The 19,098-nt window shown below is 60.9% G+C and carries 14 protein-coding genes and 1 CRISPR repeat array (1 of these 15 running past the window's edge); all 14 genes read left to right on the top strand.

Features of this window, described 5'->3' with window-relative positions; genetic code table 11:
• Positions 1 to 1,772: a CRISPR direct-repeat array (repeat unit 28 nt; unit sequence GTGTTCCCCGCATCCGCGGGGATGATCC); it begins 9,182 nt to the left of the window's first position.
• Between the two features lie 638 nt (positions 1,773 to 2,410).
• The 14 genes from ACUIAF_RS07755 to ACUIAF_RS07820 all read left to right on the top strand — a co-directional run bounded on the left by ACUIAF_RS07755 (position 2,411) and on the right by ACUIAF_RS07820 (position 19,038).
• Entirely contained in the window at positions 2,411 to 2,695 is a 285-nt protein-coding gene (locus ACUIAF_RS07755) for a hypothetical protein (RefSeq protein WP_445338470.1), read from the top strand.
• Positions 2,696 to 2,976: 281 nt separating this feature from the next.
• Entirely contained in the window at positions 2,977 to 3,234 is a 258-nt protein-coding gene (locus tag ACUIAF_RS07760; protein WP_445338472.1) for a hypothetical protein, read from the top strand.
• 515 nt (positions 3,235 to 3,749) lie between these two features.
• Positions 3,750 to 4,466, top strand: a complete 717-nt coding sequence (locus ACUIAF_RS07765) for a hypothetical protein (protein WP_198203270.1) — start codon at positions 3,750 to 3,752, stop codon at positions 4,464 to 4,466.
• A gap of 166 nt (positions 4,467 to 4,632) precedes the next feature.
• Entirely contained in the window at positions 4,633 to 4,902 is a 270-nt protein-coding gene (gene rpsO / locus ACUIAF_RS07770) for a 30S ribosomal protein S15 (protein WP_015022424.1), read from the top strand.
• A 250-nt stretch (positions 4,903 to 5,152) separates the two neighbouring features.
• Positions 5,153 to 7,933, top strand: a complete 2,781-nt coding sequence (locus ACUIAF_RS07775) for a polyribonucleotide nucleotidyltransferase (protein WP_445338475.1) — start codon at positions 5,153 to 5,155, stop codon at positions 7,931 to 7,933.
• A gap of 109 nt (positions 7,934 to 8,042) precedes the next feature.
• Positions 8,043 to 8,627: a LemA family protein gene (locus ACUIAF_RS07780; RefSeq protein WP_110417652.1), complete on the top strand. Its 585-nt coding sequence runs from the start codon at positions 8,043 to 8,045 to the stop codon at positions 8,625 to 8,627.
• Positions 8,624 to 10,888: a DUF2207 family protein gene (locus ACUIAF_RS07785; protein ID WP_445338477.1), complete on the top strand. Its 2,265-nt coding sequence runs from the start codon at positions 8,624 to 8,626 to the stop codon at positions 10,886 to 10,888. Before ACUIAF_RS07780 ends, ACUIAF_RS07785 begins: the two co-directional genes overlap by 4 nt.
• 78 nt (positions 10,889 to 10,966) lie before the next feature.
• Entirely contained in the window at positions 10,967 to 11,848 is an 882-nt protein-coding gene (locus tag ACUIAF_RS07790; protein WP_445338479.1) for an aldo/keto reductase, read from the top strand.
• Positions 11,845 to 12,825, top strand: a complete 981-nt coding sequence (locus ACUIAF_RS07795) for a polyphenol oxidase family protein (protein WP_445338480.1) — start codon at positions 11,845 to 11,847, stop codon at positions 12,823 to 12,825. The genes ACUIAF_RS07790 and ACUIAF_RS07795 overlap by 4 nt, the downstream gene beginning before the upstream one ends.
• Before the next feature lie 121 nt (positions 12,826 to 12,946).
• Positions 12,947 to 13,738: an IspD/TarI family cytidylyltransferase gene (locus ACUIAF_RS07800; RefSeq protein ID WP_445338482.1), complete on the top strand. Its 792-nt coding sequence runs from the start codon at positions 12,947 to 12,949 to the stop codon at positions 13,736 to 13,738.
• Positions 13,739 to 13,760: 22 nt separating this feature from the next.
• The gene (locus ACUIAF_RS07805) at positions 13,761 to 14,480 is read left to right on the top strand and encodes a pyroglutamyl-peptidase I family protein (protein ID WP_445338484.1); all 720 of its coding nucleotides are present in this window, start codon (positions 13,761 to 13,763) and stop codon (positions 14,478 to 14,480) included.
• A gap of 144 nt (positions 14,481 to 14,624) precedes the next feature.
• A complete protein-coding gene (locus tag ACUIAF_RS07810) occupies positions 14,625 to 16,349 on the top strand; it encodes a cell division protein (RefSeq protein WP_445338486.1) in 1,725 nt (574 codons plus the stop codon).
• A 192-nt stretch (positions 16,350 to 16,541) separates the two neighbouring features.
• Positions 16,542 to 17,558, top strand: coding sequence for a lysostaphin resistance A-like protein (locus ACUIAF_RS07815; protein WP_445338487.1), 1,017 nt, complete (start codon positions 16,542 to 16,544; stop codon positions 17,556 to 17,558).
• A 115-nt stretch (positions 17,559 to 17,673) separates the two neighbouring features.
• Positions 17,674 to 19,038, top strand: coding sequence for a C1 family peptidase (locus tag ACUIAF_RS07820; protein ID WP_110417644.1), 1,365 nt, complete (start codon positions 17,674 to 17,676; stop codon positions 19,036 to 19,038).
• Positions 19,039 to 19,098 lie beyond the last annotated feature (60 nt).

The raw sequence follows: 19,098 nt of genomic DNA on the forward strand, positions 1-19,098 counted from the left end.
CCCTACCGGGGGCACGGCAAGCTCTATATACGTGGGTGTTCCCCGCATCCGCGGGGATGATCCTGCCCCTTGTTGGGGATGGGCATGAAGCAGGGGGTGTTCCCCGCATCCGCGGGGATGATCCTCATGGACAACATCCACAAAACAGGGGGACAAAGTGTTCCCCGCATCCGCGGGGATGATCCGGTCGCATATGGCCTTGATGTCGATTTCGCCGCGTGTTCCCCGCATCCGTGGGGATGATCCCATCTGGAGGACGGGCTAGTCCAGGCGGGCGTCGTGTTCCCCGCATCCGCGGGGATGATCCTGATTCGAAAATTGATAAGAAGAACGCAGAACAGTGTTCCCCGCATCCGCGGGGATGATCCTGTCAAGATAATTCAGACCGTAATCATCGTTCTGTGTTCCCCGCATCCGCGGGGATGATCCCTACGCAAAGAAATGTTGATACTAGTAATACAAAGTGTTCCCCGCATCCGAGGGGATGATCCCATGCCTTTCCGAATCTACGTGGTCAACCCCGAGTGTTCCCCGCATCCGCGGGGATGATCCTGGCTTCTGGAGACCCGTGGTGTGGACAGGTTCGTGTTCCCCGCATCCGCGGGGATGATCCCCCACTCCACCGGGTACGGCACCTGCTCCACGCGTGTTCCCCGCATCCGCGGGGATGATCCCGTATTTTTACCACCCGTATGCTTTGGCCGGAAGTGTTCCCCGCATCCGCGGGGATGATCCTGCCGGGTCTTCCGAACTGCCGCTCCCGTTTTAGTGTTCCCCGCATCCGCGGGGATGATCCCAGCGGGCGACGGTGAGCGGGCTGATAGGCAGGGTGTTCCCCGCATCCGCGGGGATGATCCTCAGGCCTGCACAAAGTCAGGTCCATCTCGCCGGTGTTCCCCGCATCCGCGGGGATGATCCTCTCTAGGCCATTGAGGATTACCAAAAGCCGGAGTGTTCCCCGCATCCGCGGGGATGATCCTCAGCATCGACATGGCATTGGCCAACGGCGTGAGTGTTCCCCGCATCCGCGGGGATGATCCTGTGACGGTCAGGAGCGTCGTGGACGCCGACCAGTGTTCCCCGCATCCGCGGGGATGATCCTCATCCAGGGTGACCGGCACCAGTGACACAAAAGTGTTCCCCGCATCCGCGGGGATGATCCTCAGAGCGTACCGCTTATCATCCAATGTGACGAGTGTTCCCCGCATCCGCGGTGATGATCCGGCCCTAGGTATCTGACTTTCACAATCCATCCAGTGTTCCCCGCATCCGCGGGGATGATCCTACGGGCTGGCTTTGACCGGCGAGGACATCCATGTGTTCCCCGCATCCGCGGAGATGATCCCTGGCGGGAAGGTCTGGCTAAAGGATTCCGCGAGTGTTCCCCGCATCCGCGGGGATGATCCCGGGGGCGGCGTCTATGTGGTGCGATCCGGCGAGTGTTCCCCGCATCCGCGGGGATGATCCAATGTCTATGATAGTGCACAAAAGGCAATAAATGTGTTCCCCGCATCCGCGGGGATGATCCTGCATCCATTCCGCTTTGTGCCCGAACGGGATGGTGTTCCCCGCATTCGCGGGGATGATCCCATTTCAATCCCACTCCCCGGCGAACCGGGGAGGTGTTTTCCGCATCCGCGGGGATGATCCGTTGGGAAGATTGTATGTGGTGCCTTGTCCCGTGTGTTCCCCGCATTCGCGGGGATGATCCCCGATCACCGGATTGCGTGACAACTGGTAGGTAGTGTTCTCCGCATTCGCGAGGATGACCCTAAAGGACATCTAATGGATGCCCTCAGGTTCACCATTATGAGAGGAGACGACCAGAAAATGCATAAGGCTTTAATAAGCGAAATGGCATCCAGGGATTGTGCCTGCACCCGTCATGACAGCATTCCTGAGGATCTGATTGACGGCTATCCGCCGAGACACGCATAATCGAGAAAATGGGTGAAACTAAGCGCCTGGTCTGGAATTGGCTGGATGATGCGGACAAGAGAATGATCCAATCGGATTGCGTATACTACGGTACAGGCTGCGGCGGCGAAACAGAGGTGGGTTTCTACGACGTTATCCGCATAATGCGATTCGACTGGTTCATTCACGTGCTCCCACATGCTGTTTCAATCAGCAAAAGAATCGCTATAGGAGCGTCGGCGGAGAATCCATAACAACATTATGGTTTGAACATGGGTATGATTTAAACCTGAGCGTTTGATTCTCTGGGGATGATCCGGCCGTCTATTCGATCAAGAACGAGAATACCGTGTGCTCCCCGCATTCGCGGGGATAATCCCATTGGCGGTGTGGCCTGGCGTGGCAGTAGGAACGTGCTCTCAGCATCCGCGGGAATGATTCTGCAGGACATCGGATGGATGCCCTGCAGGTTCACAAAGATGAGAGGAGATGAATGGCTATGGATGAGGATTTCATGAGAAAAATGGCATCCAAGGATAAGGCCTGTACCACTTATGACCATATTCCCCAGAAGAGGATCGATGACTATGTGTCAGAGCATCCTATTACTGACGACATGGATGATGTAGAGCGCCGGGTCTGGGATTCGCTGGATGATGAGGATAGGCGAATGATCCAGTCGGATCGTACATACTATGGGACAAACTATGGTGCTGGTTTCGGCGGCGATACCAAGGTGAGTTTCTACGATGTCCTCGGTATCAGGCAGTTCGATTGATGCATCCCCGGATTCCCATGTGCTGTTTCAATCAGTAAAGGGATTGCTGTAGGAGTGCCGGAGAGAAGCCATAACCACTTTATGGTTTGAACATGGGTATGGTTTGAAGATGAGCGCTTGATTCTCTGGGGATGATTCGGCCGTTTGCTCGGCCAAGAACGAGAATGCTGTGTGCTCCCCGCATCCGCTGGGATTATTCTATAGGACATCGGATGGATGCCCTATAAGTTCGCAAAGATGGGAGAAGACGAATGGCTCTGGATGAGGATTTCATGAGAAAAATGGCATCCAAGGATAAGGCCTGTACCACTCATGACCATATTCCCCAGGATCTGATCGACGGTTATGCGTCAAGGCATCCCATCACCGAGAAAATGGACGAGATCGAACGCAGGGTCTGGGATTCGCTGGATGATGAGGACAGGCGGATGATCCAGTCGGATCGCGTATACTACGGTACGAACTATGGTACAGGCTGCGGTCCCGGTGACGAGTATGTGACTTTCCGTGATGTCATTGGCATAAGGCAGTTCGACTGATGCATCCCCGGGCTCCCATAAGCTGTTTCAGTCAGTAAAGGGATCGCTGTAGGGGCGCCGGGTAGAATCCATGACCGCTTCATAGCTCAAACATGAGTGTTTGATTCTCCTCCGGCCGTAGTAATCGCATCAGTGTGCCCTATTGAAGGTTCTGTCTGCATTTCAAGGCATCCATTACCGCTTTGCAGATGACTGGCAGGGTGTTTGAACACGGATTGTCATGGTTTAAGATGCGTATGATCGACTGGCCAGAAGACACAGCCCGGGTACTCCTCGGATACCTGCTGGATGATTTTGGGTCTGCAGCATTTTCGGTCGCAGAGATCAGCCCCCCCCCCCCCCCCGTTTGCGGGAATGGACTATATCGCTTGCAGTATGGTTCTATTTATCCGCTACCACCTGGATGCCGAGTATTTTGCGAATTGTGCTTTCCGCTCCTAAGCGCGGGTGTGCCGCCCGGTATAAGCTTGTAGGCGATGTGTCCACGAGCAGCGGACTTGGAGGTGTGGTCGCCGATGGAGCAATTCGACGATGCGGATGGTGCGGAATCCGGCGGAAGCGATTCAGCTGGTTCCGCAGCCGTACCATCGCACGCGGATGAAGCGACTGCGGTGAACAAGGTTTCGGCCCATCCTGAGGCGACTATTCCGGATTCTGAATACTCGTTGGCTGAGATCGAGCAGCGACGTGCCCGCCCGGTCCGCTGGGTTGTCTTCGCGCTGGCGGTCCTCCTGGCCATCGTCATTCCTTATGGATACGGGCGCTCGCTGGCCATCAACCATACCCAGGGTGTGCTCCACTATGCTTCGGTCCTGGATCCGCGAGGCATAGCCCTGATAGCTTGGACGGTGACCGTGCTGACCTTTATGGGCATAGGCATGTCCATCATCGAGTCGTCCTCCTGGTTCTGGCGGGTGGTCTTCGTGCTGGGCCTGGCCGCCGAGCAGCTCATCGCCGGTCTCTGCCTGCTCAAGATGAACTTCTGGTACAGCACCTTCGTCGTCTACCAGCATCAGGCCATTCTGGCCAACGCGGCCAACCTGGGCATCATCGCCGCCGGTCTGGGAGTGGCGGTCTTTGCTGTCGTCTTCGTGGCCATCCTGGTCTGTGTACGCAAGGATTCCCCCTGGAACACGCTGACCCACAGCTGGTCAGCCCTCTCCCTATTCTTCATCATCGAGCTGGCGGCCATCGCCATCGTCCTCTTCGGCGGCCTGATCACCGCGGCATGACCGCATCGACAAGCCTGTCGGGGGATAGATCTGTTCCTCCTCCCATTCCCGCATCCGGTCCCATCGCTGTGTATAATGGACTTTTGGCGTGTTTCGCCCGCGGATCGAGAGCGCTTCAGCATAGGGCTGGTGCACCGCGTAACGGAAGAATGCAAGAGGAGGAGCCGTGGCTCTTACGAGTGAGCAGAAGCAGGCAATCGTCAAGGAATACGCGACCCACGAGGGCGACACTGGTTCCCCCGAGGTCCAGGTGGCTCTGCTGAGCAAGCGCATTACCGACCTGACCGAGCACCTCAAGCAGCACCAGCACGACCATCATTCGCGTCGCGGTCTGCTGCTCATGGTCGGCCATCGTCGCCGGTTGCTGGATTACCTCAAGAAGGTGGACATCAACCGCTACCGTTCCCTGGTGGAGCGTCTTGGACTGCGCCACTGATATGCATGCTTTCGCCCGGGCCTAGCGCTCGGGCGCTTTTGCATGACTGAACCAGGTACCGTCGACCCCGGGATGGGGTTGCAGAAGATGGTGCCGAATTCAAATGCAAGGCTGGTCCGCAAGGAATGAAGATAACCGGACATGGGGTTCGGCAGGACCAGACCGAAGTAGAAGGATCTCCGGCAGCCAATTGATGCCGAGCATCCTGACATCAGGTAGTAAACAAGCAGTAAACAAAAGGAGGAACCCTATGGAGGGTCCCGAAATCACGGCTGTAGAAGCCACGATCGATAACGGATCATATGGCAAGCGCACGGTGCGCTTCGAGACGGGTCGTCTCGCCCAGCAGGCGGATGGGGCAGTAGCCGCCTATCTTGATGACGATTCCATGGTGCTGTCCACCACCACCGCTGGATCCAGCCCCAAGGAGAACTACGACTTCTTCCCGCTGACCGTCGATGTGGAAGAGAAGATGTATGCCGCAGGTAAGATTCCTGGCTCCTTCTTCCGTCGCGAGGGTCGGCCCTCCAACGAGGCCATCCTGGCCTGCCGGTTGATTGACCGTCCCCTGCGTCCCCTCTTCCCGCACACCCTGCGCAACGAGGTCCAGGTTGTGGAGACCATCCTGGCAGTCAACCCCGAGGATGCCTACGACGTACTGGCCCTGAACGCGGCCTCCGCTTCCACCCTGATTTCAGGTCTGCCCTTCGAGGGCCCGGTCTCGGGTCTGCGTCTGGCCCTGATCGATGGCCAGTGGGTGGCCTTCCCCCGTTGGAGCGAGCGCGAGCGCGCCGTCTTCGAGCTGGTTGTGGCCGGTCGTGTGGTCGAGGGCGGGGACGTCGCCATTGCCATGATCGAGGCAGGTGCCGGAAAGAACGCCTGGAGCTTGATCTATGACGAGGGCCAGATCAAGCCCGATGAAGAGGTTGTCGCCCAGGGTCTTGAGGCCGCCAAGCCCTTCATCAAGGTTCTGTGCGAGGCCCAGAGCGAGCTCAAGGCCAAGGCCGCCAAGCCCACCAAGGACTTCCAGCTCTTCCCCGAGTACACCGACGAGCTCTATGAGCGCATCGACCAGGTGGCTCATGCCGACCTGGACCAGGCCCTGTCCATCGCGGAGAAGCTGCCCCGTCAGGATCGCATCCACGAGATCAAGGAGAAGGTCCGCGAGGCTCTGGCCGACGAGTTCACCGACATGGACGAGACCGAGAAGGACAAGGAGCTGGGCAACGCCTTCAAGGAGCTTCAGCGCCAGATCGTCCGCCGCCGCATCCTGACCCAGGACTACCGCATCGACGGTCGTGGCCTGCGCGATATCCGCACCCTGTCCGCCGAGGTGGACGTGGTGCCCCGCGTGCATGGCTCCGCTCTCTTCCAGCGCGGCGAGACCCAGGTGCTGGGCGTCACCACCCTGAACATGCTGAAGATGGAGCAGACCATCGACGCCCTGTCCGGCCCCACAACCAAGCGCTACATGCACAACTACGAGATGCCCCCCTATTCGACCGGCGAGACCGGCCGCGTGGGTTCGCCCAAGCGTCGCGAAGTGGGCCATGGCAACCTGGCCGAGCGCGCTCTGATCCCGGTTCTGCCCAGCCGCGAGGAGTTCCCCTACGCCATCCGTCAGGTCTCCGAGGCCATCGGCTCCAACGGGTCCACCTCCATGGGCTCCGTCTGCGCCTCCACCCTGTCCCTGCTGGCTGCCGGCGTGCCCCTGAAGGCCCCTGTAGCGGGCATCGCCATGGGCCTGGTCACGGGTGAGGTCGACGGTCGGCCCACCTACAAGACCCTGACTGATATTTTGGGTGCCGAGGATGCCTTCGGTGACATGGACTTCAAGGTCGCTGGCACATCCGACTTCATCACCTCCCTCCAGTTGGATACCAAGCTGGACGGCATCCCCGCAGACATCCTGGCAGCCGCCCTGCAGCAGGCCAAGGAAGCACGGGCCACCATCCTGGACGTGATCAACGAGTGCATCGACGGGCCTGCCGAGATGAGCCCCTATGCGCCACGCATCATCACCACCCAGGTTCCGGTCGACAAGATCGGCGAGGTCATCGGCCCCAAGGGCAAGATGATCAACCAGATCCAGGAGGACACCGGTGCCGACGTCTCCATCGAGGACGACGGCACGGTCTACATCGCCTCCGAGGGCGGCGAGGCTGCAGCCAAGGCCAAGGAGGTCATCGACCAGATCGCCAACCCGCACGTGCCCGAGGCGGGGGAGACCTTCAACGGCAAGGTGGTCAAGATCACCAGCTTCGGCGCTTTCGTCAACCTGACACCGGGCACCGACGGACTGCTGCACATCTCGCAGATCCGCAACCTGGCCAACGGCGAGCGCATCGACTCCGTGGAGGACGTCCTCAAGGAGGGCGACACCGTCGAGGTCATCGTCCAGGGTGTGGACGACCGTGGCAAGATCTCCCTGGCCATTCCCGGCTTCGAGGACCAGGAGTCCGCAGGAGGCCGTGATCGCGGTGGCCGCACAGACCGTCGTGACCGTGGCGGTGATCGTCGTGAGCGCAGTGGTCGTGGCGACCGTGATCATCGTGATCGCCGCAGCCGTTCCTCCGACCGTGAGGATCGGTATGAGGCTCCGCGCCGCTCTCGTTCAGAGCATGAGGATCGCTACTACGACGATGAGGACCAGGAGAATCGTCCCCGGCACCGTCGTCAGAGCCGCGACCGTGACTATGAGGATGGCGGAGACTGGTTCGAGGACGAGGACCGTGGCTCCCGTCGTGACCGTCGTCGGGTCTCCCGCGATGATGACGAGGATCGTGGCGGCCGGGGCCGTGGCGAGCGTCGCGGCCGTGGCAGCCGTGCCGAGCGTGATGACCGCGGTGATCGTGGTGGCCGTCATGAGCGTCGCTCCTCCGGACGTGGCGGCTATCGTGGTCGCAGGGAGAACCCGCGCTATGCGGCCGACGAGCACTACGACGAGTACCGGGCCGACCGGGAGGAGCGTTCCGAGCGTCCCCGTCGTCGCGTGCGCAGGGACTTCGACCCCTTCGACAGTGAGGACTGATTCCCGCTGATGCCGGATGTTGATTGATTCGGTGTCTTCCGACAGGACCCCGTTCTAATGGGCGGGGTCCTGTTTTGTCTGCAGACCCTTCCGTGAGAGAATTGGGGACATGTCCGTATCACTGATCGTGCTTATTGTCATTGTCCTGCTGGTCGTGTTGCTGGTCATTTGGGGCATCGGGGCCTACAACGGTTTGGTCAATCTGCGCAACCGGGTGGCCAATGGCTGGGCCCAGATTGACGTCCAGCTCAAGCAGCGTGCCGACCTGGTGCCCAATCTGGTCCAGACGGTCAAGGGCTACGCTTCACACGAGTCCACCGTCCTGGAGGAGGTGACCAAGGCCCGCGCCGACGTGGCTCAGGCCCAGACGGCTGGCGGGGACCAGATGCAGGCCCGTGCCGATGCCGAGCAGCGGCTGGGTCGATCCCTGGTCACCCTGATGGCTCGGGCGGAGGCCTACCCTGAGCTCAAGGCCAACCAGAACTTCCTGGACTTGCAGCGCCAGCTCAAGGACCTGGAGGACAAGATCGCCTACGCCAGGCAGTTCTACAATGATGTGGTCCAGAAGTTCAACACCCGCATCGAGACGGTCCCCTCAAACATCATCGCATCACTCTTCCACTTCCGTCAGGCCCAGTACTTCCAGGCCGACGAGGGCAGCCGCCAGGCGCCCGTTGTGGACTTCGGACAGTGAACGCCCCGGCGGCCTCCTCCGGGAAGGCGGGCTCGAAACATCCCTCCTCGGGTCATCCCTCCTGGAGCACCTCCCGTTTCTTCCGAGCCCTGGCGCTGGCCCTGGTGGCAGGCTTGGTGACGTGCTTAGTCACCGCCCTGCTGGTCTTCAATAGGAATCGGCCCGACCTGGTGTACGATTCAGTCGATTACGATGTCCAGGTCCTGGATAATGGCGATTTGCGTATCAGTCAGACCCTGACCGTCACCATGAATTCCCGCGAGGATGACAACGGCGACGAACGCCCTTGGCGGGAGCTCTACCAGCGCTATCAGATCAAGCCTGACCGCCTGACCGGCATAAGCGACGTAAGCGTGACTGACCTGACTAATGGCTCCACATATAGGCAGGCTGACCCGCCGAAGGATCCTGATAACCTCGATCAAGTTCCCGATTGGGACAAGACCATGGCTGGCACCTGGTATATGGGCACCGTCTCGGATGCGGGGCTGGAATCCTACAATCCGGGCGATGCGGGTCAGGGTTCTGCCTGCGGCGATCAAGGAAACCAGTGCCAGGTGGAGCTGGGCTGGAACATTCCACAGACTGCCAAGGATTCAGGTCGGCGCTTCCGCATCGACATGACCTTCCACGGGGTCACCACTGCCCATTCTGATGTGGCCGAATTCCAATGGGAGCCCGTGGGCGACACCAACCAGATTCCCGTTGAGCATGTGAGCGCCAATGTCAAGCTGCCCAAGCAGATAGGAACGGAGAAGGACAAGGACGCCAAGGCTTGGCTGCACTTCGCTGGCAGGGGTTCCTACGAGGTGGTGGATGACAGCCGTGTCCGATTCTCCGCAGACCGCATCGAGCCAGGCCAGCATCTGGATTTGGTGGTGCTCTTCGATGCGGGGAGGATTTCCTCGGTGGTCAGGACCGACTCCCAGCCGGCACGTGACCGCATCGTTCAGCAGGAGCGCCAGCAGTATGAGCGCTGGCATACCGAGCAGACCAGACGGGCGCGAATCGGACTCTTGACGGGCGTCTTGGCACTCTTGGCTGCTATCGCGCTGATTGCGGTCATGCTCTGGCAGGCTTTCCACAATTATAGAGACTCCCAGTACCGAGGCGATATCATTTACTACCGGCAGCCTTCGGATCTGTCGCCCGCAGTGGCCGCCGTTATTAACGATGTGATGCTGACCCGAGAAACCCCCACTGGCAGGCAATTGTCAGCAACCATCCTCTCCCTGGCCTCCAAACGGGCCATCGCTCTGATTCCCGTCAAGTATAAGGACCGGACGAATTCCGGCGAAGGACCCGTGACCAAGGTGATGCGCTCACTGCTCAAGGGCAAACAGCAGTCCATGGAGGTGGTCATCAATCCGGTCTGCAGTCAGGATCGAGCATCCCTGGCCCTGTCCTACAGTGAGGAAGCCTGCCTGACCATGCTGGAAGGTGCCTCCGATATCATGGGTGCCGAGGATAAACGCTTCGACCTGTATGAGATGGTTGCTCTCTTCTCCAGCACTGAAGCCGGTCCTGGCAAGGTCTACATGGAGGCTTTCGACAAGGCCATCAAGTATGAGACCAACGATGCCGACCTGCTCGCCTATCGTCATGGTCTGGGGGTCTTGGCCTTCCTGGCCGTACTCTTGGCTGCCTTCATTCTGTTGGCCGGATTCCTGCCGGGCACCGTACTGGTACGTGCGCCCTTGGCCGTGCTTCTGGTGGCTGTGGCAGCATTCTCCATGCGCTATGGCTGTTCGCAGGTGCTGAGCAGGAATGGGCAGCCCATGGCCGGCCAGGTGTCGGGGCTTCGTCGCTACCTGCTGGACTTCAGCGATTTTAGCCACCGGGGCGTGGAGGATCTGGTGCTCTGGGATCGTTACCTGGTTTATGCTACGGCCTTCGGCATAAGCGACCGGGTTGTCACTCAGCTGGCACAGGCCAGCCCTGAACTGACCGACTCCGAGTGGCTGAATGACAATGCGCGCGGCAGCCTGCTCTACTGGACCTTCCTGCCCTACAGCCAGAATGTTACGGCGGCTTCCTCCCTGGGCGGCCCTGAAGCATTGGCTGCCAATTCAGCGCTCGGCCAGGGTGGCGTGATTGATCTGGGTACTCAATTGACCCAGGGACTCGACCAGATCGGCGGCCTGATTGGCATGGCCAGCGGCAACAGCTCTGGCAGTGCTGTTGGTGGGTTTGGCGACGGTGGTGGTTCTTTCGGCGGTTCCGGTGGTGGGTCCGGTGGTGGTTCCTTCGGCGGCCGCTGAGACCGGGCCGTCAGCTAAGCTCGATGGGAAGCCGGCGGCGTCGAAGCCGGCCTCAATCTACAAGACGGGAGTAGATGCATGGCATTGTCGATGCGGGCCTTGGGGCCCTTTACTACGACAGCGGTCGGACTGGGTTGCATGGGATTGTCCATTGAGGGCAAGCCGGACCAGGCAACGGCCATCGACATCATCCATCAGGCCCTGGATGCCGGCTGCCGGCATCTGGATACCGCCTGGTCATACTACGAATCGGGCGGCCCTGAGCAGACCAATGAACGACTGGTTCGCCAGGCTTTGGAATCCTGGAAGGGACCCCGTCAGGATGTGCTGGTGGCCACCAAGGTGGGACACTACCGCAACTTCACCGATGGTCGGCCAACCTGGGCTGTGGACGGTCGACCGGAGAGCCTGATCCGGCACGCCAAGGAGTCTGCTCAGGCCTTGGGCGTGGACACCATCGACCTGCTCTACCTGCACCGGCCCGATCCCCAGGTGCCCTATCAGGAGTCCCTGGAGGCCATGGCCGAGCTGGTCAAGCAGGGCGTGGCCCGGACACTGGGCGTCTCCAACGTAGACATTGACCGGATGGACCTGGCTCGCAGGATTCTGGGCAATGACCTCGTAGCCGTGCAGAACCAGTTCTCGCCCACCTTCACCAGCTCCCGCCAGGAATTGGACCATGCAGCCGAATTGGATCTGGCCTTTGTCTGCTGGAGCCCCCTGGGAGGCTTCCGAGCGCCCAAGGATGAAACTCGTTATGATGCCTTCCGGCAGGTGGCCCAGGAGCACGGCGTCTCCCACCAGCGCGTGGTCCTGGCCTGGGAGCTGTCCCAGAACCGCAACGTCTTCGTGGTTCCCGGGGCTCACAGGGCGGCCACCATTCTGGACTCCCTGCAGGCGGCCGATATGGAGCTGAGCGAGGAGGAGTTGGAGCGTCTGAACCAGGCGGCGGCTGCATGAGTCTCAAGACTCTGTCAAGCGAGCAGGACTCGCAGAGCGTTCAGGGTAAAGCCTGGAATCAGGAACGGATCCTGTTGGACAGCAGCCCCCTATCGGCGCTGGATGATCAAGGTCGTCCAATCCCCGTCACCATTCCCATAGCCTTGGCGCCAGGGATCAAGGTGGTCTACACCACCAGACTGGGCGGGGTCTCCTCAGGCGATTACGCCCAGCTGAATCTAGGCGGCAAGGGTGGCGATGATCCGCAGGCGGTTGCTGCCAACCGTCAGGCCCTGGGCCACCAGCTGGACCGTCCCATAGTCCTGGTGGACCAGGTTCACTCAGCCCGGGTCTGGGATGCCGACCAGGGTCAGCCCCAGGGGCGTTGCGAGTCCGATGCTCAGGTGACCACCCGTCGTGACTTGGCTTTGGGCATCTTCGCCGCTGATTGCCTTCCCGTGCTTCTGGCCGACCCACAGGCCGGCGTGATGGGGGCGGCCCACTGCGGCCGTCGTGGTCTGGTGGCCGGCGTCATTCCGTCAACAGTCCAGGCCATGGCCGACAAGGGTGCTGACCCATCCAGGATCGTGGCAACCCTGGGACCTCGGATCTGCGCGGATTGCTATCAGGTGGGCTCGGACCTGGCCGATGATTTCGAGAAGCGTTTCCCCGGCGCATCCGGACCATGCAGGTTCGGCGGAATCGCCATCGACATCGCCACTGCTGCCAGGATGGAACTTAAGGCGGCAGGAGTGACCAATATCGTAGACTCCGCCCCCCGGGTCGGTGCCGCCACCAGTTACCTGCGTCAGGACCCGGACCTGATAGAGCTGTGCAGCCAGGACAGTGAGGGTCCCTCCTTGTCGAAGCGTCTTGAGGATCTGCGCCGCCCCCTGTGCACACTGGAGAATCCGCTCTGGTACTCCCACCGCCGGGCCTCGCTGGCCAGCAAGGCGGGGGAGGGGCGCATGCTGGCGCTTATCCTGGCCGACGACTGATGTTGTGAGATTGATTGCAGCCTGCTCCTGGCAGCTGGAGCAGGTCTCGGGTGCAGATGTTCGGTGCAGATAGCGCCGGGTCCGCACCTTTCTCTGTTTCCGTATGAGTACCGTTGAGTCTATGAGTGAGAGCAGAGCATCAGCAGCCCCGTCCGGGGTAGGTCAGGTCAACGCAGAGCCGGAGGAGCAGATTCAGCCGGTGGTGGCAGTGATTCTGGCGGCCGGGCTGGGCGTTCGGTTCGACGAGAGCAACCCCAAGCAGCTGGTGCAGGTGGGCGGCAAACCGATCATCACCTGGTCAATTGACGCCTTCCAGTCCAATGCCCGGGTCACGGACATCCTGGTCGTGGTCAACGATCGGGTTCGGGAGTCTGTCGAGGCCATCGTGGGCGCTGACACCTACGACAAGGTCCGCATGGTCATCCAGGGTGGCATCGAGCGCATGGACAGCACCGAGGCAGCCCTGCAGACCTTGGCTGAGGCGGAGATCCCCCAGGATGCCAAGCTGCTCATCCACGATGCGGTGCGGCCCTTCGTCAGCCAGGAGTCAATCGACGGCTGCATCGATGCCTTGGATACATTCAACGCCGCAACCGTGGCCGTGGCCTCGACCGACACCATGCTGATGGCCGGGGACCTGGGCGAGCGCAAGGTTGTGCGCCAGGTGCCCGACCGTGACAACATGTTCAGGGCTCAGACCCCGCAGGCCTTCCGTTTCAGCACCCTCCGTAAGGCCTACGATCTGGCCGCTGCGGATCCGGACTTCCATCCCACGGATGACACACGGGTCGTGGTGGACCACCTGCCTGAGGAGCCGGTGGCCATCGTGGCCGGCAGCGTGACCAACATGAAGATCACCCTGCCCTCGGACGTGCCCGTGGCTGAATGGATAGCGGGCTCCCTGGCCGGGTGAAGCCCTGTGTACCATGGGGCACATGGAGCAGATCAAGGTCATCGTCGCCGGATACGACTATTACCAGGGTGTTGACGTCAACCCCTCCTATCAGGTCTCACAGGCTCTGGCCGAGCATGGTATGGAGGGTATGCGCCCTCTCGGCCCCACCGAGGAGGATCCCTTGGAGGGCGTGGACCTGGCTATTTCCGCCGTCACCATGCCTGTCAGCTTCGCCAAGGCCTGGCCCATACTGCATGAAGCCATAGAGCGGGTGCACCCCGATATCATCATCGCCACAGGGCTCAAGCGTCGGGCTCGTGGCATCGCCATGGAGCGATGTGCCGTCAACCTCAAGGAGGACGACGCAGACGATCGTGACGACTTAGTGGAGCAGGAGTATCAGGATGCTGCCCGCGAGGTCAATCGCCAGCCCATCGATCCCCAGGGTCCGGCCGCCTACTGGACCCGTCTGCCGCTGAGGGCCATCCTGCACGACTTCGGCACCTGCGGCATTCCCGCCACGCTGAGCTCGGACGCGGGTACCTATGTCTGCAACGCGCTCTTCTACAATCTGCTGGCATGGGCTGCAGGACACAAGGATGTCCTGGCCGGGTTCGTCAGTCTCCCCCTGGTCAACGATAGCGGCGGACAGGAGCGTGGCCTGCCCCTGAATCAGCAGATACAGGCTGTGCGCGAGGTGGTCAATGAGACCATTCGCTACTACCGCAGGCCCTCCTCCAGCCCTATTCTTATTGCCTGAGCCCCGTATGTAAGGTCAATGTGTCGGCAGCTTGTCAGACGGCGAATTTCGGCCTGTCATGGGGTAGAGTCGAGGTAAATCCACCGGACCGAAGACATCCTTGTCACGGGCCGGCATGTCCTGGTGGCGAAGAGGAGTGTTTCCATGGCCGAAGATCAGTTTCCCGTTGTCCTGCGAGGCTATGACAAGGAGCGGGTCGACCAGGCTCTGGCGGCCTCGCGGAGCAATCTAGCCCGGTTGCGTCAGCAGATCAAGGCCGACGATGATCGCATTCTGAAGCTGGAGGCGGAACTCCAGGAGGCTAAGTCGCGCAAGGTCGAGCAGCCGCGCAACTCCTTCGCCTCCCTTGGAGCCAACGCCCAGCAGCTGCTTGCCTCGGCCGAGCAGACCAGTACCGAGCTGCTCAACCGCGCCAAGCAGGATGCGGCATCAACCAAAACCTCCGCCCAGGAGAAGGCGACGACCCTGGTCAACGAGGCCCGGCTTGAAGCCAAGCACATCGTGGATGAGGCCAACGCCAAGGCCAAGTCCATCGTCGAGGCCGCCAATGACGAAGCCAGGACCGTCACCACCACCGCCAAGCAGCAGAGCGAACAGAGCAAGTCCGCGGCCGACAAGGTCGTGGCGGAACGTCGTCAGGCCCTGGATCTGGAGCTGCAGAACTCCCGCGAGGAGCATGAGAAGCGACTGGCCACCAGCAAGGCCACCCAGGACAAGGAGCTGTCCGAGCAGAAGGCCAAGGCCGCCAAGGAGATTGCCGACAAGCGGCGCAAGAGCGACGAGGAGATCGCCAAGCTCAAGAAGGATGCCAACGATCAGATTCAGAAGGCCCTGGCCGAGGCCAACAAGAAGCTGGCCGATGTGCGTGAGCAGGTCTCCAAGAGCCTGAATGACGCCCGCAGGCAGGCTTCGGAGATCACTGACAAGGCCAAGTCTGAGGCCCAGCAGATTGTGGACGAGTCCAAGGTTACCAGTGCTGAGACCATGGCCAAGGTCAACGCCGAGGCAGAGCAGGTCCGCTCCGATATAGCAGCCCAGCAGGAGGATGCCACCAAGAAGGTGGGCGAACTGCTCAAGAGCCTGGAGGAGCGGCGGGTCAAGACCGAGAAGGAGACCCAGGAGCTCATTGAGCAGGCCAAGGCCACCCGCAAGGATGCCGATTCGTTCGCCTCATTCAAGCGTGAGGAGTCCGAGCGCAAGGCCAGCCAGCTGCTGGAAGAGGCCAAGCAGCGCGCACAGGCCGAGGTCGAGGCTCAACGCAAGGCCGCCCAAGCTGAGCTGGACGGGCTCAGGGATCATATCACCAAGCTGCAGCACCGGGAAGCCACCATTACCGCTCGGGTCGATGAGTTGCGGAACATCTTCTCAAAGTCCTTCGGCAACTTCGACGGCTTCCACGACGAGACTGTGGTCAATGACCAGGACGAGGGGCAGGCCCCCAGCGTGCCCGTGGTCAATGCTGTGCCTGCCGCTGATCCGCTGCCGACTCCAGCCCCGAAGGCCGAGAGCGAGGATGAGAGCGTCAGCCAGTCCCTTGCCGACCCCCAGGAAGAAGCCCCTAAGACATCGGACGATCCGGTCCTGGCGAGTCAACCAGCCGATGACCTGGCAACTGATGACGTGGCAGCTGATTCCGCCAGCAATTCCGAAGATGAGACCAGCGAAGCTGCGACTCTCCGGTCCTCAGCCAATATGCCGACTCAGGTCCTGCCCTCACCGGCGCCGAGCGTCCTGCCCGATGCACCCAGCCAGGCCGATGATGTGCCGGCCCAGGCCAAGGATGAACAGGAGGAGAAGGCGGTCACTGACCAGGAGACTACCGTCATTCCGCCCGTCAACGATGACATGACCCCGACCGGTAGCGACTGATCGGCGAACGTCGATTATTCGTCAGGGCCGGGTTGCAGACATGGCCTGCGACCCGGCCTCTGTTTTGTTCGGGAGTCGTCTGAACATATGCCGAAACAGGCATGGGCGTCAATCTCAATCCGGGCCCTTGCTGAGGCCTAGAGTCAATGGTGAAGGGGTGCAGGCCAGGGGTCGTAGGGTTGGGAGGGCATCATGCAGCAAGCACATCACGCATCATCAGATTCGAGCGCCACAGATCCAATCGAGGCGGATGCGGGCAGACAGGAAGGATTGAGCCCATCTCCAGGGTCCTTACGTTCATGGAGCGCCCAGGTGCGTCGTGGGGTGGACCTGCAATCCCTCTACGCTCTGGTGTACTTGGTGGTGGCCAACCTGATCGCAGGTGTCCTGAATCTACCCTCGGTGGCCGCGGCCCTGGGCATTGCCCGTCAGCCAGGGCTGGGCGATCTGCTGGGAGATCTGGTCATGCTGGTCTTTCTCTTTGGCACCCGCGGCCAGGATCTGCTCGGCCGCGGCTCCAACCCGGTACGGTACAAGGCTCAGACCAATCCCGGCCCGGCCGTGCTGATCGGGGCCATCCTACTGATCATGCTGGCCAGCAGCATTGAGACCGGCTTCACCTGGGTGGTCAACCAGGGATCCCAGGCACTGGGGCTGGTCTACCATTCCACCACCTCCCAGATCGCAGCGGGTCAGCATGGGTTCCTGTCGCCCCTGGACACGGCAATCCTGGTCCCTGTCGTCGAGGAGTTCCTGCTGCGCGGCGTGGTCATGGGCAGGCTCAGACCCTTTGGACGGACCTTCGCCATCGTCACCTCCTCCTTCATTTTCGCCTGCCTGCACGGGGACATCACCCAGAGTCTGTTCACCTTCCTGCTGGGTCTGGTTCTGGGTTTCATCGCCATGGAATACTCCATCCTCTGGTCCATGGCTCTGCATATCTTCAACAACCTGGTCCTGGCTGACGCCATGATGTGGTTGACCCAGACGGTGCCGGCCCGCACCGGCACGATGATCAATCAGGGAATGACCCTTCTGGGCCTGGTTGGGGGGCTGGTCGTCCTCTGGCTGATTCGGGGGCAGCTGGCAGACCACCTGCGCGCCGATCGCTCACCCTCCGGCACCTATAAGGGCTGGATCTCCCTTGGGTTGGCCGTCCTGGTGGTCCTGGCTGTGGTCAATGCGGCCCAGCGCTTCTCTCTGGCTTGATGACAGGCACAGTTGTCCACATCCTCCGCCAGACGAACCCCCGATGACTGATTCCCGCTATGCTGGATGCAGGGATGCAGATACATCCGCATGAAAGGAAACAAGGACAGACCGTATGACATCAGCACTGACACCACTGGATCAGACCCGTTTGGAGGACTTGTGCACCGCCTTCGATGAGCGCGAGGCCAACCACGCCGCCATGAACGCCGTCACCCAGGTAGGCATTGACGAAGTGGCCCACAACTATAATCGCTCCCGCCTGCTCCAGCACCGATTTTCGGTCAGCATCGACAATGGCACGGTCACCTCGCAGGCGCATTCCGGCCGCTGCTGGCTCTTCAGCTCGTTGAACGTGGCACGCTTCGTGGCCCGCAAGGCTCTGAACATTGATGACGAAAGCACCGCCAACCCCATGGGTGACTTCGAGCTGTCCCAGAACTACGCCATGTACTATGACAAGCTTGAGCGCGTCAACTACTTCCTGCGCGACGTAGCGGCTCTGGTACGTGCCGGTGAGCCTGTCGACTCCCAGCTCATGCGCTTCCTGATGGGCGATGTCATGGGCGATGGTGGCCAGTGGATCATGGCCATGAACATCTATAAGAAGTACGGCGCCGTGCCCAAGCAGTTCTATCCTGAGACGGCCTCATCCCAGGACACCAGCCAGATGAACACTCAGCTGCGTCGTCTGCTCCATCAGGCCACGGCTCACATGGTGGCCGACCCGGACGGGATTGACGAGATCATCGATAGGACCCTGGAGGCCGGCCACCGTATGCTGACCATTCATCTGGGTACCCCGCCCACCAGCTTCGACTGGGAGTGGACCGACAAGGATGGCGTCTTCCACCGGGATGGGCGGATCACCCCGCAGGAGTTCTGGAAGCGCTACGTGAATGCCGGACTTGAGGACTACGTCTGCCTGGTCGACGACCCGCGCCCCGAGCACCCCAAGGGCCGCAAGATCGGCATCGAGCACCTGGGCAACGTGGCTGGCGGCGATTCCACCGAGTACCTGAACGTTCCGGTGGAGGTCATGAAGGACTGTGCCCGTCGTCTGATGAGCGAACAGGGCCTGCCGGTATGGTTCGGCGCCGACTGCCATCCCATGATGGACCGCAAGGCCGGTCAGTGGGCCACTGACCTGTTTGAGTATGGCCGGGTCTACGGGGTGGACTTCGACATGGATAAGGAGCAGCGGGTGCGCTTCGGCGACTCGGCCCAGAACCACGCCATGGCATTCGTTGGCGTGGACGTGGCCGATGACGGCCGGACCACCAACCGCTGGCGGGTAGAGAACTCCTGGGGCGGGGACATCGCCAACAATGGCTACTTCACCATGAGCGACGACTGGTTCAGCCAGTATGTCTACGAGGTGGCTGTACCCAAGTCCATGCTGTCCGAGGAGTATCGCCGGGCCTTTGACCAGGAGGCCATCATGCTGCCCGCCTGGGATCCCATGGGTGCCTTGGCCTGAGCAACAGCACTAATTCATCCACTTTTACCCAACAAACTGTTCGTTCCCGTGGTCTATAAG

Source organism: Bifidobacterium sp. ESL0822 (assembly GCF_052606675.1).

Excerpts from the sequence above, each read along its gene's own strand:
- ACUIAF_RS07755 (WP_445338470.1), top strand. The coding sequence starts at position 2,411 with ATGGCTATGGATGAGGATTTCATGAGAAAAATGGCATCCAAGGATAAG.
- ACUIAF_RS07760 (WP_445338472.1), top strand. The coding sequence starts at position 2,977 with ATGGCATCCAAGGATAAGGCCTGTACCACTCATGACCATATTCCCCAG.
- ACUIAF_RS07765 (WP_198203270.1), top strand. The coding sequence starts at position 3,750 with ATGGAGCAATTCGACGATGCGGATGGTGCGGAATCCGGCGGAAGCGAT.
- ACUIAF_RS07775 (WP_445338475.1), top strand. The coding sequence starts at position 5,153 with ATGGAGGGTCCCGAAATCACGGCTGTAGAAGCCACGATCGATAACGGA.
- ACUIAF_RS07780 (WP_110417652.1), top strand. The coding sequence starts at position 8,043 with ATGTCCGTATCACTGATCGTGCTTATTGTCATTGTCCTGCTGGTCGTG.
- ACUIAF_RS07790 (WP_445338479.1), top strand. The coding sequence starts at position 10,967 with ATGGCATTGTCGATGCGGGCCTTGGGGCCCTTTACTACGACAGCGGTC.
- ACUIAF_RS07795 (WP_445338480.1), top strand. The coding sequence starts at position 11,845 with ATGAGTCTCAAGACTCTGTCAAGCGAGCAGGACTCGCAGAGCGTTCAG.
- ACUIAF_RS07800 (WP_445338482.1), top strand. The coding sequence starts at position 12,947 with ATGAGTGAGAGCAGAGCATCAGCAGCCCCGTCCGGGGTAGGTCAGGTC.
- ACUIAF_RS07805 (WP_445338484.1), top strand. The coding sequence starts at position 13,761 with ATGGAGCAGATCAAGGTCATCGTCGCCGGATACGACTATTACCAGGGT.
- ACUIAF_RS07810 (WP_445338486.1), top strand. The coding sequence starts at position 14,625 with ATGGCCGAAGATCAGTTTCCCGTTGTCCTGCGAGGCTATGACAAGGAG.
- ACUIAF_RS07815 (WP_445338487.1), top strand. The coding sequence starts at position 16,542 with ATGCAGCAAGCACATCACGCATCATCAGATTCGAGCGCCACAGATCCA.
- ACUIAF_RS07820 (WP_110417644.1), top strand. The coding sequence starts at position 17,674 with ATGACATCAGCACTGACACCACTGGATCAGACCCGTTTGGAGGACTTG.